Raw genomic sequence first — 14,958 nt, forward strand, 5'->3', positions numbered from 1 at the left:
TTCAGAAGATTAGCCAGTAGACCTAAAATTTCAGCTATATTCTTTAGGCTGTTTTTCAACAGTAGAATGGTGTGCTGCGACCTCTTGCTTAACATCTAAGCTTAAGTCAATTATTGAGATATTTTCTTCATCATAATCTATGTCTTTTATTAACATATCGTCAGTAATAGTCAAAAGGTCAGGCGGAGAAAGAATAGTTCTTTTATTACCAGCTCTCATTCCCACAACTCCAAGCTCTATAGCAAGTGGTATTTTTTTATCGCCAACCCTAAATTGCACTGTTTGATCTTTGACTATATATTCCCCATTATGCTCCTTTACGCTATATTTAACCGATATCTCATCACCGCACCTTACTTGTTTTCCAGTCTTGTTAATTAAGTCATTAAAAACCATCAGATTATTTACTGAGTCGGGATATTTATCCTTTACTTCGATCAGTTTGACGTAATAAGAATTAAAATTCATTTTGTTCTCATTGGCAATAGTAACTACACGCTCTCCGCCTTCTTTCATACCTATTACCCCTAAACTCACTTCTTTTAGGTCATCTTGACCTATTTTCAAAGTAACATCAGAAACTTTGCTAGGGAGTGTTGCTGAGTTATTATTAGAAATTTTATATATTTGCAATAGGACTTCCAGGCCACAAAAAGCCTTGCTGCCACTGCCTTCAGTAATTTCATAAAAATTTATTGAATCTTCTTCCTTTTGCTGCGTTATTTCTTCTAAATATTCTGTCAGCCCATGCTTTTCAATATAGCGGTCAAGTGCTGATTCAAGTATTGGCTTCACTAGGTAATGTGCTATCGTCTGTATCAAACCACCATGCGTGGCATTTATCTCATAAAGCTTGTCCTTTTTTTCCGGTTTACCTTTGTTTATATAGACAATAGTAAACACAAAAGCAGAAGTTAAAGTGAGAATCATTACTACGGAAATAAGCATTTGTAATATAATTTTTCTAACCATCTTTCTTTACTTGATTCAATAAATCATATAAATAATTAGTATCCCCTGAAAGCGCACTCAAATTATCCAAGCCTTGTTTAAAGAGGCCGTCTATATAGTCCTCTACTTCACTTTTACCAAGCACAGACATAAGATTATTTGTTTTATCTTGTTCGTAGTCTTCAATATCATCCTTAGCTTGAAAGATAAGCCCTAGATTTATTCCATAGTTATATAACGCTTTACGTTGCTTGTCTGTAGCACCCCCTATTATAGCACCTATTTCACATGAAGCTGCAAATAGTTTTGCGGTTTTCATCAAATGAATTTCTTTTATTTTATCAGCTTGGCCCGACGTCATTCCAGCGTCATACATACAGCCGTACGAATGTTGTAGTTTTAAGGTAGAAAGGGTGTCATGCAAGTAGCTGACACTGGAATCCATTTCATGTTCAGCTCCACTATCGCATGGCTTTTTGCACGAAATGCTTGTAGGCAAAGCCTTCTGGATCCCAGTGTCCGCTACTTGAATGACAGAGGGTTGGGGGCTAAAATCTATATGCTCACTGTTAATATCTAAAGCCTGTCCTCCCACCATTCCCCTAATTCCTATTGCCTGAGAAAGAACTTTTATGATCTCACAGCGTTTCTCATTTAACGAAGATAATACCTCAAAAGCCAGAGTAAGTAGTGCATCTCCGGCAAGCACTGCTGTTGCTTCATCAAATTTTTTATGGCAGCTTAGCTGGCTTCTGCGAGTATCACTGTTGTCCATGCACGGTAAATCATCGTGAATTAGAGAGTAAGCATGAACAAATTCAATTGCTGCAGCAACTGATATTACTTTTTTAGCTTCCGCGTTAAACACTCGCGATGAAGCTACGACTAAAAAGGAGCGTATATGTTTTGCAGGAGCAAGGAGTATATAACGCATAGCTGATATAAGCTTATTCTCGCTATTTTCGGGTAAGAGTTTATTTACTTCTACAATAAGCAAATTTTTTGTTGTTTCGTCTAGCATTTTTGAATTGTTAATTGTTTAGCACGTAACGCTAGCCAGCTAGGGCAGTAGAAAACTTTACTGTAGTTTACCAGTTATAAAAGATATTGCAAACATAAAAATTTTTTATAACATCAAAGAATAGGTTATTTTTTTTGGTAAGAAATGTGAATAGCGAACTAGCAAAGAGCACTAGAGAAGACATAGAAGAAAAAGTGAAAAAGATTATACTAGAGCATATTAGTAAGGATGTAGAGAAATTCAACAGCTCTTCAAAGCTTTCGGAGCATGGTACAGACAGCTTAGATGCAGTTGAAATCATCATGGCAGCAGAAGAAGAGTTTGGAATAGAAATTCCAGATGAAGACGCACAAAAAATGGAAACTATGGAGCAAATAGTTGAGTACATTAATAATAAAAAAGGCTAATAGTTAGTGTTAAATGAGCAGAAGAGTAGTAGTCACTGGTGTTGGTTTAATCACTCCACTAGCGGCAGATGTTGACAACACTTGGTCAAGGCTAATAAAAAGTGAGTCTGGCATAAAAGCAATCAATACGGATAGATTTGACTCTTCTGATCTTGCTTGCAAAATTGCAGGGCAGGTGCCGTTGCAATCAGACAACATTGAGCACCATTTCAATCCACTAGATTATATTTCTGAGAAAGACTCAAAAAGGACAGATCGTTTTATCCATTACGGTATTGCAGCAGCTATTCAGGCAGTAGATGATTCATTAATTTTGGAAAGCCAAAATATCAATCGGGAACGTGTTGGTGTGACTATTGGCTCTGGTATAGGTGGTCTTCCGTCAATTCAGGAAAATGTTATTACCATGCAGGAAAAAGGGCCCAGACGTGTCAGTCCATTTTTTGTCCCTGCAAGTCTAATAAATTTGATATCTGGCCATATTTCTATTAAATACGAATTTACAGGTCCAAACGATTCAGCAGTAACCGCATGTGCAACAGGTGCGCATGCAATCATAAACTCAGCAAGAACTATAAAACTTGGTGAAGCGGATGTTATGATTGCAGGTGGAGCAGAAAGTGCACTGTGTAGAGTTGGAATTGCAGGTTTTGCATCTATGAAGGCGTTATCAACTAAATTTAACGATAAACCGGAAGAAGCTTCAAGGCCATGGGATGAAGAACGCGATGGTTTTGTTATGGGTGAAGGAGCAGGTATATTGGTGCTGGAGGAATACGAACATGCGAAAAAAAGGGGGGCAAAAATACATGCTGAACTGGTTGGGTACGGACTCACAGGAGATGCGCACCACATTACAGCACCACATCCAGAAGGAAGCGGCGCATTTAAGGCAATGCAGCTTGCTTTAAAGAGCGCACAAATTAATCCCAATCAAGTAGGGTATATCAATGCACATGGAACTTCAACGCCACTTGGAGATAAAATTGAAGTAATAGCAATGAAACAGTTATTCGGTGACTACGTTTATAAAATACCTGTTTCTTCAACTAAATCTTCTATAGGACATTTACTTGGTGCTGCAGGGAGCGTTGAAGCAATATTCAGTATTCTTGCGTTAAATAATGGAATTATTCCGCCAACCTTAAATTTACACAAGCCTTCAGAAGGATGTGATTTAAATTTTGTACCGTTTAAAGCTCAGGAGCATAAAATTCAATATGCACTTTCTAATTCGTTTGGTTTTGGTGGCACTAATGCATCGCTCATATTTGGACAAGTTTAGTTGATGTCACCCCAGTGTCTTCCTCTTGTCATTCCAGTACCCTCCTCTTGTCATGCAAGCAGCTCTCCTACTGTCATCCCAGCACGTGACACTGGGATGACAAACGGTTGTGAAAGGGAATACATATAAAAATTAAACTATCAATAGCAATTCAAAAAGAAAAAATATTCTATTCATCCCTGAAGAAGTATTTTATTGACAATTTATGAATAAAGATCAATAATGCAGAAAAGGAATTGATGGGCGTATGCATGAATTTAACCACTATTAATTGTACATTATTTGTTGTAATTACATATTTTTGACGTGCATTATAGCTTGGTGCTTACCTTTCAAAGACATAACATTATTAACAACATTTGTTCCGGCTTCAGTTGCAATTTTGCTAACCATTTATAATAAACAGAAGGTAAGGGATCTTTTTAAACTTAGTTCGCCAAAAAAACTGTCTATTAGGGTTTATACTTATTCTGGTAAGTATGCTAATTTCCAATGGTCTTTTGTCAATTTATTGCGGTTTTTCATTTTTCCGAGAGTCTTTTACGTTAGACCGTGTAAAGGATTTGAGTGCAGTTTTGAGTCCATTAGTGATGTTATTTGTTTTATTATCAACCTTTGTGATGTGGATCATTATGTCTCTTGGTGAAGAGATCGGTTGGCGTGGCTATCTTTTGAAAAATCTTAAAAGCAAAATATCAAATTTTTATATCAGAGCAATTATTGTCGGTATTATTTGGTCAGTATGGCACATACCAACTTATGTGGTTGCTGGCTCAGCTTTGTGGAAGGATGGCTTTACATTCCCGACTATTTGTGCTTATACCCTTTATATTTGTGCAATGTCTATAATGTTTACCTGGTTGTTTGAAAAAGACAACTCGATTTGGCCAGTAACTATTGCTCATGCAACAAATAATCTTGTGTATAGTGTTTTGAGCATTCTAATGCCGTCTCCTCCTCTGTCAACTTTCGATGCAGTAATTCGCCTTACATTAGGAGCAGCTGGTTATTTCATTGTTGCAATTGGTGTTATTTGGTTTGATAAAGCTCGAGAGCGTCATTTGAGTAATTCATAGTATAAAATTTCGGGGGCAATTCGCATCAGGTGTCATGCAGGTAGCATGACACTGGGATGATGAGGAAGAAAAAGCAAATTTTGCCTTTTACGGTCAATCTATTATACTTAGTAAGACTTCAATAAACTAATGAATTATACTTTATATCTAATTAAATGCACAAGATATTAATAAGAAATAACTACAAACCTTTGGTCGGAAAAATCAAGATTAATGGCTCAAAAAATGCTGTTTTACCAATAATGGCAGCAAGTCTATTAAGTAGCTCCCCGGTAATTTTGCATAATGTACCTGATTTAATTGATGTGCATCTAATGTCTAAGTTGCTTGAAAGTCTTGGAGCAGAAGTGAACTTTATGCACAATAAAAATTATAAAGCGAACCATACTTTGAAAATTGACTGCAGCAATATCAACAATCACGTGATGCCATATAAAACCGCAAGTAAGCTAAGAACTTCTTTTCTAATATTGGGTCCAATGCTTAGCAGATTTGGCAAAGCGAGAACAGCATTTCCTGGTGGATGCAACATTGGAAAGCGTCCCGTTGATATGCATATTAAAGCATTAGAAGAAATGGGAGCTAAAATTGAAATTGACGGCTATAATATAATTGCAACAGTGAAAGGAAAGCTACAAGGAAAAGAAATCACATTTGAGAAAATAAGTGTTGGCGCAACAGAAAATGTAATAATGGCAGCAACATTTGCAGAAGGAGTGACAACAATAAACAATGCTGCAACTGAGCCGGAAGTTCTTGATTTAATAGATTTTCTGAAGAAAATGGGTGCTGATATTGAAATTGATAATACAAAGGTCATAATAACAGGAGTTGAAGCACTAAATGGATGTGTTCATAAAATAATACCAGATCGCATAGAAGCAGGCACCTATGCACTAGCTGCTATAATAACCGGTGGTAAGTTGGAGTTGGAAGGAATAAATCTATCTGATATAAGGTGTATTACAAATGAGTTGGAGACTATAGGAGCTATGGTTGAACTGTATGATGGAGGCATTGTTATTTCCAGAAAAAATGGCTCTATTAAGTCTGCTAAAGTTGCGACAGATCCATATCCCAATTTTCCCAGTGATATGCAACCACAACTGATGTCTGCAATGTGCATCGCTGATGGGATATCAGTAATTGAAGAGAACATTTTTGAAAACAGATTTACACATGCAGATGAATTGAGAAAGTTAGGTGCTAATATCAGCATCGAGAAAAGCAAAGCTACTATAAGTGGAATAAAAAGCTTATCTGGAGCTAATCTATATGCTACTGACTTAAGATCAACAGCAGCTTTGGTGCTTGCTTCTTTGGTAGCCGGTGGAGAAACTATAATAAACAATTCACATCATTTATGGAGAGGATATGAAGCAATGCATGAAAAACTCAATTCATGTGGAGCTGATATCTCCATTTCGTCTTGAGGATATTTTATGAATGAAGCAACCAAACGAACTATAGTAAAAGAAATAGATGCAATCTTATATGAAGAACATAAGGTATTAGACCATGGATTTATTCGAGTAGTGGATTATATGGGCTCTGATAGCGCTATAGTTCAAGCTGCTCGTGTTTCTTATGGCAAGGGAACAAAACAGATAAGTCAGGATGAAGCACTTATAAAGTATTTAATGAGACATCATCATACAACTCCATTTGAAATGTGTGAAATTAAGTTTCACGTGAAACTTCCAATTTTTGTTGCAAGGCAATGGATAAGGCATAGAACTGCAAATGTGAATGAATATTCAGCAAGGTATTCAATACTTGATAATGAATTTTATACACCTAAACCAGAACAAGTTGCAAAACAATCTGACAATAATAAACAAGGTAGCGGGGAAGCTTTTGATCCAGATACCTCAAAGGAAATAATAGATTCTCTAATAAATGACTCTAATTTAGTATATTCTCATTATGAAAAATTTATTGAGCAGGGGCTTGCAAGAGAAATTGCCAGAACTAACCTAATGCTTAATTACTACACGCAATTTTATTGGAAAATAGATCTGCATAATCTCCTTCATTTTTTGAAGCTTAGAGCTGATAAGCATGCCCAATATGAAATCAGAGTTTATGCAGAAGTTATGCTGGATATAATAAAAAAATGGGTTCCACTGGCCTACAATGCCTTTGTTGAATATTGCCTAGAATCAGCCTGTATTTCAAGAACTGGTCTAGAAATAATTCGCAAATTAATTAAAGGGGAAAACGTTACTAGAGAAGAAAGTAATATTGGTAAAAGAGAATGGGGCGAGCTGATGTCTATACTTGATAAACAATCTTAAAGATAAAGGCATACGTGTCAATCTCCTCTGTCAGTTAACTCTCGTTCACCAGATTGAATCTTGCTTTTTACATCACATTAACTCATCACTTTTATAGAACATCTCATTAAAATCATTTAGAGTTCCAAAATCCTGACCCTTGATAAACAGGTGATCATTAGCAACATGTGCTTCATCAAGAGTAAACAGCTCGTAATGATGATTGTGAGCGGGCCTAACAATTTCATTATATAAAACCATTACTTGTTCGTAGTTATATCCATCGCCAGCATGATATTTACCACGTACGGTATCATAAAAATTCTTTACATCATCATATGTCACTTGCAGCTCCACCTTATACTTTCCCACTTCAAGAGGACTTCCTGTCTTTATTTTTAAGGGATGTTGTGAATTTGCAACACTGTTAGAAGTTTCTGCTTCAATATCAGAATTTTTATCCATATTTTCTATCACACTTGCCATAGCAGTTTCTTGTTCATCTTCTGTTGGTTTTGTTTGTTTTTCAGTCTTATTACTGCTACTGTCAGTTTCCACAGTTACTTTTTTTACTTCTATATCTTTTTGAGCTTTCTCATTACTTTGCTTGTGTATTTCATCTCCATGCAATTTTTCCTGCAGAGCTTTTTTCGTATCAGCATAATCATCACGATTGCTTTGCAAAGCTGGTTTATAACTGCTGCTATCATCCGCTTGCATTTGATCTATATAGTTAGATTCTTCTTCCTGTATAGTATTTTTTGCGTTATCCTCACCAACCGTTCCTTTCTCCCCAGACTTGGCTTCACTCTCTACCACAACTTCTTCGTCTACTTGCTCATCATCAATTGTAAATTCAGTACCTATCTGATTGCTATCTTCCTCCAATTCATTAGATAATTTTTCAGATAGCTGGTCACCACTCAAATATGGTTCCTTTGAATATTTAGCATAATTATGGGGATCGGTTCTGTTTTCTGAATAAAACCCACTTTCAAAGTCTGAGTAGGAGCTTTGATTGAGCACAAAAAATAAGTTTTCATAATTAACCAGCATATCACTATCAGGGCTAACAAAATTTAAATATTCATCGCCTTCCCATTCTGGGTGGTGTCTATACTCTGCTATGTAGTATTTACTAGAGTCGAGAGGTATCTTGTCACCTTCTTCCCCATCAAGTTGTAAAACTACTGCTGAATGCCCATTACCTAAATCATTACCTTTTACCACTTTGAATATTTTAATCTCATCCTTTTCTACAAGTTCTTTTAACTCCTCGTTCTTTTCATTTAACTCTTCCTCCCTTTGTCTTTCTGCTTCTCTCTCTCTTGCCAATCTTTCTGCTTCTTCATCAGCTTTCTTCTGCAGTTGTGAGAATACATTTTGTAATATATCTTGTGTGGTTAAGCTATTTGTGTTGCTTAAAAAATTATCTAACACATTTGATGCAATTGGTGACAATTCACCGTGATCATCAAATACTTTTTCCTTTGCTTTATCATAGTGATTTGGGTTATAGATTGCATACAGAGGATAAAAACCATAATCTGCAATTGACGCTCCGTCAGGTGATAGTTCCATTGAGAATCCATAGTAATTAAGTGGAAGATTGGAGGTTAAATATTTACCGTTATCATCCCTAACGTGTAGCTCACTTCTACCATTGTGCTCACTATATTTGTTGTAGTAGATATAAAAATTCTCATGGTTAAGATTGAAGTGATCATCTAGATTATCGAATTGAATTGTACTGCCAAGCTTCTCGCGCAAAAGATTTTTGCTTTCATCTGTAAGCTTTATATGTGCAGAAAAGTAGTATCGATCTATAGGTTCGCCTTTTTCTATTTCAAAGTTCAAAGTAATCTTGTCGTTGACCATTGGTAGCCTCCACAAATTCTATAAATCATTTTATTTATCAATCATACGGTCTGTACTATGAAAAATGTGTTAAACGTTAAGATTTTCTCTGTACCGATTCATCTATATTGCCAAGCTTAATAAAGTTACAAGCTCTTTAAAACAATGTTAAACTCAATCACTATGGCAAAAACAGTTGACGTATTACTACCACTTCCAATTGATCAGTTATTTTCATATGCAATTGAGGAAAATACTGAGATTTTACTTGGAGATTACGTAGTGGTGCCATTTGGCAAAAAACGCTTAATCGGAATAGTTTGGAAATACAGTGATAAAAGTAACCGAGAATTAAAATTTATTGAGCAAAAAATCGATTTACCAAATATTAGACCAAAATTGATTGCATTTGCAGAGTGGGTTGCACAATACAATTTAATACCTATTGGTATGCTTGCCAAAGTGATAATGGGAGGAGTGTTAAAAGTAAATCACATAGATAAATTGGTTTGTGTTGAACAAAAGCAGGAAACAAGTGAAATAAGTTGCCAATTAAGCCCTGAACAGCAGATAGCTAGTGATAAAATAATCAGCAATTTGAACGAGTATTCAGTGACTTTGCTTGACGGTGAGACAGGATCTGGAAAAACGGAAGTTTATCTCTCTGTGATTGCACAATTGATTAAGAATTACACTGCCGTTCCAAATGCTGCTCAGACTTTACCATCCCAGTGCCCAGAGACACAACTGTACGAACATTGTGATTTGGGTCTACCAAGAGGGTGTCATCCGAGTAGCCTGACACTGGGATCCAGTTTTTCATATAACCTCATTACAAATGTTTATTTTAACTTAAAACCAATACCTAATTTACAATCAAAATTCCTGGATTCCAGTGTCAAGCACTGGAATGACACCTTTATACTCAAGGCAAAACCCACTGTAACATTTAGCATACCGTCTTTGCCACGTACTAGTATGACACCAGAATATGTTGAAATGACATCAGGAGAAGGTAATACACAAATTTTAATCCTCCTACCTGAAATTGTTTTAACTTCACAATTGGTAAATCGTGTTCGCGGTCAGATATCAAAAAACTTAGTTGAATGGCACTCAGGGCTCACTCCAAAAACTCGCCGGAATAATTGGCTCAATATAGCAAATGGAAATGCGCAGATAATTATTGGTGCACGGTCAGCGCTTTTTTTGCCTTATAAAAACCTAAAATTGATTATCGTTGATGAAGAGCACGACTCATCTTTTAAACAAGAACAGGGAATTATATATAATGCTCGAGATATGGCGATAATCTTAGCCAAATTTGAAAATATTCCGATTATTTTATCATCAGCTACTCCACTGCTTGAAACGATTCATCATGTTAAAAACGGGAATTACAATCATGTAAAGCTAACTAAACGATTTGGTGGTGCAGAATTGCCACTCATTAAAGTAGTAGATATGAGGAACAACAAGCAATGGATCTCCTCTGAGCTTTTTGAAAGCATCAAACAAACCATAGAGAAAAAACAGCAGGTTATGCTTTTTCTAAACCGCAGAGGGTATGCACAACTGGCAATTTGTAAAAAGTGTGGATATAAAATTTCCTGCTTAAATTGTGCTGTTTGGCTTACATATCACAAGAAAAAAAATGCTCTTTTGTGCCATCATTGCTCTTATCAATTAAAACTTCCAGAGAAATGCTCTAATTGCCAAAGTGAACAGCCATTGTCCCTCTACGGCATAGGAATTGAAAGGTTGCTTGAAGAAATGGTGAAATTAATACCAAACGCAAAAACTGCGATGATAAGCAGCGATCAGAAGTCGGTTAGTAACGTAATTGACTTGATATTGAAAGAAGAGGTGAACATTATAATCGGCACACAAATAATTGCTAAAGGGCACAATTTTCCCAAATTAACTTTGGTTGGAGTAATGAATGCAGATTTGAGTCTCGAAAATTCTGATTTGAGAGCAGCGGAAAAGACGTATCAATTATTGCACCAAGTTGCAGGCAGATCAGGAAGGTTTAATGAAAAAGGAATGGTAATAGTGCAAACCAATAATCCTGAAAGTTCAATAATAAAAGCATTGCTGCATCAAAAAAGAGACTCATTTTATGAAATCGAACTTAAGTCAAGACGCGAAGCCAAAATGCCACCATTTAGCAGATTAATAGCGCTTATAATCTGTGGTAAGAATCAGATTGCAACACAAAAAGCAGCGAATGAAATAGTAAAATCTCTTCTCTGTCATTCAAGTAGCTCAACTATTTGTATCCAGGAAAAAAATGTAGGTGTAGACAAAAAGGAATTTGAAATTCTTGGCCCATCACCAGCAGCGATAAATTTTTTAAATAATAAGTATCGGTATAGGGTATTATTAAAAATACACAATAAGCATAGTCTATCCATACAAAAAAAGCTGAAATATTGGATTAAAAATTGTAACTTGAATTCGAGTATTGCAGTGATAATAGATGTTGATCCTGTGAGTTTTTTTTAACGAGTTTATTTATATTCGTTAAGCCTTCTTGCCAATTACCACAACATTCTCACTGGGAAAAAAATAATCAGGTACAGCCATATTTTTCGGTGCAGGACCCCCAATTACTCGACCTGATGTATCATAATATGAACCGTGGCAAGGACAGAACCAACCATTACCATCTCTTGTAGCGTGGTCAACCGGTACACACCCAAGATGTGTACATATTCCAAGCATAATTAACCATTCGTCTTTTCCTTCGTATACTCTCTGCTCATCTAATTGAGGATCCCTCAAGCTCTTCACATTCACAGCTCTTGCAGCCTCAATTTCTTGCTTTGTGCGTCTACGAATGAATACTGGTTTACCTTGCCACTTTACTTTTACTCCGTGTCCTTCCTGAATTCCAGACAAATTCACCTCCACTGTGGAAGTTGCTAGAACTTCAGCAGAAGGATTCATAGATTTAACCAGTGGCCAAAGTCCGCTTGCAGCTCCTATACCTGCCATAGCGCATGTAGTTAATGTTATAAAATCTCTCCTACTCTTATTTTTAGTAAGATCTTTAACAGGAGGTGTTTTTTTATCCTCTTTGTCTGCCAGTGGTTTTTTATTTTTAGTTAATTTTTTGTCCATTGATCTTTACTTAGCCATAAGTATATATTTTAATTTAAATACTGCGTATTAATCAACAAAAACTTGCGCTTTTTGTTTAACCTATACTACGGTTAAGAAGCGATAGAGTTTTCAACTTCAAAAATACTATCTTCAGTGGAATCAGGATCTTCAATTTTCGCTACTGACACCACTTTTTCTCTACTTTCTGTTTTAAACAGAGTGACTCCTTGAGTGCTGCGTCCTGCAATTCTAATCTCATTGACCGAAATGCGAATTAACTTTCCTTTATCTGTAATAAGCATTATATTATCACCCTGCTCAACTGGAAAACTAGCAACAACATTACCGTTTCTGCTAGTAGTAAGAATATTGGTGATACCAACACCACCCCTGTTAGTTACTCTATACTCATACGCAGAAGTTCTTTTACCAAAGCCATTTTCAGTAATAGTTAATATAAACTCCTCATTCACTGCAAGTTTTAAGAATAATTCGTTATCTATTCCTAAATCATTCAAAGTCTTTTCCAATTTAGAATCAATGGAGTTATTAATTGCAGTCCCCAGTCTTTTTGCAAGTGGAACTTTTAAGTAAAGTTCTTTTGTTTCTGTTGCTACACCTATCCCATTTAATATGGTCATGGATATCACGCTGTCATTCTTTACAAGTTTGATACCTCTTACGCCATCTGAATTGCGACTCTTAAATTGACGCACATCACTTACAACAAATCTGATACTTTTTCCAAGCGTTGTTGAAAGTAAAACATGGTCAATTTCATTACATACCTTAACCGATACTAATTTGTCTCCTTCATCGAGCTTTATTGCTATTTTTCCATTGCTTGGAATATAGTGAAAGTCCGCTAAGGAGTTACGCCTTATGTTTCCATAGGCAGTAGCAAAAACTATGTTTTGATTTTCGTCATTTTCACTTGGCAATGGCATGATATTAGTTATAGTTTCACCATCGCTAAGCGGAAATATGTTAACAAGTGCTCTTCCACGTGCGGTTGGCTCTGCAAGAGGTAACTTATAAACTTTTAATCTATAAACTCGACCAATGTTAGAAAAGAATAAAAAGCTAGTATGGGTATTTCCAACAAATAATTCTGTGATTACATCCTCTTCTTTTAATCCCTGTCCTAGCTTTCCTTTTCCACCACGACGCTGAGTTCTGTAGTGAGAAAGTTTTACACGCTTGATATAACCATTCATAGTTACGGTTATCACCATATCCTCTTGTGGAATTAGATCTTCAGCTTCAATGTCCGCGTCTGACTCTTCTATTGAAGTTTTTCGCGGCACAGCAAATCTGTTCTTTATTTCTTGTAGATTGTTTTTTATTTCTTTCATCAACTTCTCTCCTGAGCCAAGAAAAGCGATATATTCTTTTATCAGGTTGATCATTGAACTTAGCTCAGCTTCTAATTTGTCTTTTTCAAGGCCTGTTAAACGCTGCAGTTTCATATCAAGGATAGCTTTAATTTGTAGTTCAGTTAATCTATACACTCCATCTTTCAAAAAGCTTGCGCTATCTGAAATCAACTCGATAATAGTATTGATTTCATTCGAAGTTTTCCATTCTTTATTTAAAAGTTCTCTACTTGCTTCCGCAGGATCTTTTGCACCGCGGATGATTTTTATCACTTCATCTATGCTGAGGACCGCAATGTAGAGCCCTATATATATATGAGCTTTTTCCCTCGTTTTTCTTAGACGAAATTCTGTTCTCCTGATTAATACTTCTTTTCTAAAATCAACAAAAGCAGTTATGATTTCTTTCAATGACATCAAAGCAGGCCTGTTGTTATTGAGCACTAAAGTGTTAACACTAAAACTACTTCTTAGTGGAGTTAGCCCCAATATTTGATTAAGTATAAAACTTGCTTCAGCATTTCTTTTGAGGTCAATTACTACTCTAATACCAGACTTATCGGACTCATCCCTAATTTCTGTTATACCATCAATTCTTTTTTCTTTTACAAGCTCACCTATCTTCTCAATTAATTTTACTTTATTTACCTGGTAAGGTATTTCATCAATCACTATTGCTTGCCTATCTTGTGGCAGATCTTCTATATGAGTCTTGCCTTGCACAACAATTGATCCACGACCAGTTGCAAATGCTGATCTTATTCCAGACCTTCCAAGAATTGTTCCCCCAGTTGGAAAATCCGGCCCTGGCATCACTTCAAGTAACTCATCCAAAGTAACTTCAGGATTATTTACATATAATATACAAGCATCTATTATTTCTCCAAGATTATGAGAAGGAATATTGGTTGCCATACCAACTGCAACACCACTTGCACCGTTTACCAATAGATTCGGAAACTCTGCAGGCAGCACAACTGGTTCTGTTTCATTTCCATCGTAGTTTGGCCTAAAATTAACTGTATCTTCATCAATATCATTCAGTAAAAAGTGCGACACTTTTTGAAGTCTTGCTTCTGTGTATCGCATTGAAGCTGGTGGATCTCCATCTATCGAACCAAAGTTACCTTGCCCATCAACAAGTGGTAAAAGAAGAGAGAAATCTTGGGCCATTCTAACCAAGGAATCGTAAATAGCTGCATCACCATGTGGGTGATATTTCCCCATTACATCCCCAACTATACGAGCTGCCTTTTTATATGGCTTACCGGCATCGAATCCAGCTCTTGACATTGCATATAATATGCGCCTGTGAACAGGTTTAAATCCATCCCGCACGTCAGGTATAGCCCGGCTTATGATAACGCTCATTGCGTAGGAAAGATAAGAATCTTCCAGCTCTTTTACTATTGAGATTGGTACTATATTATCCTGCATTTTCTATACTTTAATTGAAGTAATTAATAATACTAACATTCAGTTAAGCAAATGGGCAATGACAGACTTGAACTGCCGACCTCCTCGGTGTAAACGAGATGCTCTACCAGCTGAGCTAATTGCCCCTTTAGATCTAATTCTATAGCTCAATATTATTATTGTAA

Annotated in this window: 12 protein-coding genes and 1 tRNA gene; 7 read left to right on the top strand and 6 right to left on the bottom strand. The window is 36.2% G+C overall.

All coding sequences use genetic code 11. The features are described 5' to 3' along the window. Positions 1 to 30 precede the first annotated feature (30 nt). On the bottom strand, positions 31 to 972 hold the full coding sequence (locus tag ABWU74_RS05260) for an FKBP-type peptidyl-prolyl cis-trans isomerase (protein WP_010963087.1): 942 nt from the start codon (positions 970 to 972) through the stop codon (positions 31 to 33). Then, positions 965 to 1,972 (bottom strand): polyprenyl synthetase family protein, encoded by a 1,008-nt coding sequence (locus ABWU74_RS06725; protein WP_010082029.1) that lies wholly within the window; start codon positions 1,970 to 1,972, stop codon positions 965 to 967. Before ABWU74_RS06725 ends, ABWU74_RS05260 begins: the two co-directional genes overlap by 8 nt. A gap of 146 nt (positions 1,973 to 2,118) precedes the next feature. On the opposite strand from ABWU74_RS06725, the gene acpP reads away from it, so the two are divergent. The 6 genes from acpP to thyX all read left to right on the top strand — a co-directional run bounded on the left by acpP (position 2,119) and on the right by thyX (position 7,037). Then, positions 2,119 to 2,379, top strand: coding sequence for an acyl carrier protein (gene acpP / locus ABWU74_RS05280; RefSeq protein WP_006279836.1), 261 nt, complete (start codon positions 2,119 to 2,121; stop codon positions 2,377 to 2,379). Positions 2,380 to 2,392: 13 nt separating this feature from the next. Next, complete coding sequence (fabF, locus tag ABWU74_RS05285) at positions 2,393 to 3,664, top strand: beta-ketoacyl-ACP synthase II (protein ID WP_353289253.1); 1,272 nt, start codon at positions 2,393 to 2,395, stop codon at positions 3,662 to 3,664. Positions 3,665 to 3,667: 3 nt separating this feature from the next. Continuing rightward, positions 3,668 to 3,793, top strand: coding sequence for a hypothetical protein (locus tag ABWU74_RS05290; RefSeq protein ID WP_255322260.1), 126 nt, complete (start codon positions 3,668 to 3,670; stop codon positions 3,791 to 3,793). Between the two features lie 503 nt (positions 3,794 to 4,296). Further along, positions 4,297 to 4,740 (top strand): CPBP family intramembrane glutamic endopeptidase, encoded by a 444-nt coding sequence (locus tag ABWU74_RS05295; RefSeq protein WP_231115834.1) that lies wholly within the window; start codon positions 4,297 to 4,299, stop codon positions 4,738 to 4,740. A 155-nt stretch (positions 4,741 to 4,895) separates the two neighbouring features. After that, complete coding sequence (gene murA / locus ABWU74_RS05300) at positions 4,896 to 6,173, top strand: UDP-N-acetylglucosamine 1-carboxyvinyltransferase (RefSeq protein ID WP_353289254.1); 1,278 nt, start codon at positions 4,896 to 4,898, stop codon at positions 6,171 to 6,173. Positions 6,174 to 6,182: 9 nt separating this feature from the next. Continuing rightward, the gene (gene thyX / locus ABWU74_RS05305; RefSeq protein WP_010082033.1) at positions 6,183 to 7,037 is read left to right on the top strand and encodes an FAD-dependent thymidylate synthase; all 855 of its coding nucleotides are present in this window, start codon (positions 6,183 to 6,185) and stop codon (positions 7,035 to 7,037) included. A gap of 72 nt (positions 7,038 to 7,109) precedes the next feature. Here the strand turns inward: thyX and ABWU74_RS05310 are convergent, their stop codons facing one another. After that, positions 7,110 to 8,894: a hypothetical protein gene (locus ABWU74_RS05310; RefSeq protein ID WP_353289255.1), complete on the bottom strand. Its 1,785-nt coding sequence runs from the start codon at positions 8,892 to 8,894 to the stop codon at positions 7,110 to 7,112. A 144-nt stretch (positions 8,895 to 9,038) separates the two neighbouring features. On the opposite strand from ABWU74_RS05310, the gene priA reads away from it, so the two are divergent. Then, on the top strand, positions 9,039 to 11,381 hold the full coding sequence (gene priA / locus ABWU74_RS05315; protein WP_209472365.1) for a primosomal protein N': 2,343 nt from the start codon (positions 9,039 to 9,041) through the stop codon (positions 11,379 to 11,381). 18 nt (positions 11,382 to 11,399) lie between these two features. On the opposite strand, the gene petA is transcribed toward priA, so the two are convergent. The 3 genes from petA to ABWU74_RS05330 all read right to left on the bottom strand — a co-directional run bounded on the left by petA (position 11,400) and on the right by ABWU74_RS05330 (position 14,919). Next, positions 11,400 to 11,999, bottom strand: coding sequence for a ubiquinol-cytochrome c reductase iron-sulfur subunit (petA, locus tag ABWU74_RS05320; protein WP_010963095.1), 600 nt, complete (start codon positions 11,997 to 11,999; stop codon positions 11,400 to 11,402). Positions 12,000 to 12,091: 92 nt separating this feature from the next. Further along, on the bottom strand, positions 12,092 to 14,794 hold the full coding sequence (gyrA, locus tag ABWU74_RS05325) for a DNA topoisomerase (ATP-hydrolyzing) subunit A (protein ID WP_070356997.1): 2,703 nt from the start codon (positions 14,792 to 14,794) through the stop codon (positions 12,092 to 12,094). Positions 14,795 to 14,846: 52 nt separating this feature from the next. After that, positions 14,847 to 14,919, bottom strand: a tRNA-Val gene (locus ABWU74_RS05330). Between the last annotated feature and the right edge of the window lie 39 nt (positions 14,920 to 14,958).

Source organism: Wolbachia endosymbiont (group A) of Paraperithous gnathaulax (genome assembly GCF_964028485.1).
Classification (GTDB): Bacteria; Pseudomonadota; Alphaproteobacteria; order Rickettsiales; family Anaplasmataceae; genus Wolbachia; species Wolbachia pipientis.

Bases quoted from the DNA above. Each gene is read 5' to 3' on its own strand.
- ABWU74_RS05295 (WP_231115834.1), top strand. From the start codon at position 4,297: ATGTCTCTTGGTGAAGAGATCGGTTGGCGTGGCTATCTTTTGAAAAAT.
- gyrA (WP_070356997.1), bottom strand. From the start codon at position 14,794: ATGCAGGATAATATAGTACCAATCTCAATAGTAAAAGAGCTGGAAGAT.
- petA (WP_010963095.1), bottom strand. From the start codon at position 11,999: ATGGACAAAAAATTAACTAAAAATAAAAAACCACTGGCAGACAAAGAG.
- ABWU74_RS05260 (WP_010963087.1), bottom strand. From the start codon at position 972: ATGGTTAGAAAAATTATATTACAAATGCTTATTTCCGTAGTAATGATT.
- murA (WP_353289254.1), top strand. From the start codon at position 4,896: ATGCACAAGATATTAATAAGAAATAACTACAAACCTTTGGTCGGAAAA.
- ABWU74_RS05290 (WP_255322260.1), top strand. From the start codon at position 3,668: ATGTCACCCCAGTGTCTTCCTCTTGTCATTCCAGTACCCTCCTCTTGT.
- ABWU74_RS06725 (WP_010082029.1), bottom strand. From the start codon at position 1,972: ATGCTAGACGAAACAACAAAAAATTTGCTTATTGTAGAAGTAAATAAA.
- priA (WP_209472365.1), top strand. From the start codon at position 9,039: ATGTTAAACTCAATCACTATGGCAAAAACAGTTGACGTATTACTACCA.
- fabF (WP_353289253.1), top strand. From the start codon at position 2,393: ATGAGCAGAAGAGTAGTAGTCACTGGTGTTGGTTTAATCACTCCACTA.
- thyX (WP_010082033.1), top strand. From the start codon at position 6,183: ATGAATGAAGCAACCAAACGAACTATAGTAAAAGAAATAGATGCAATC.
- ABWU74_RS05310 (WP_353289255.1), bottom strand. From the start codon at position 8,894: ATGGTCAACGACAAGATTACTTTGAACTTTGAAATAGAAAAAGGCGAA.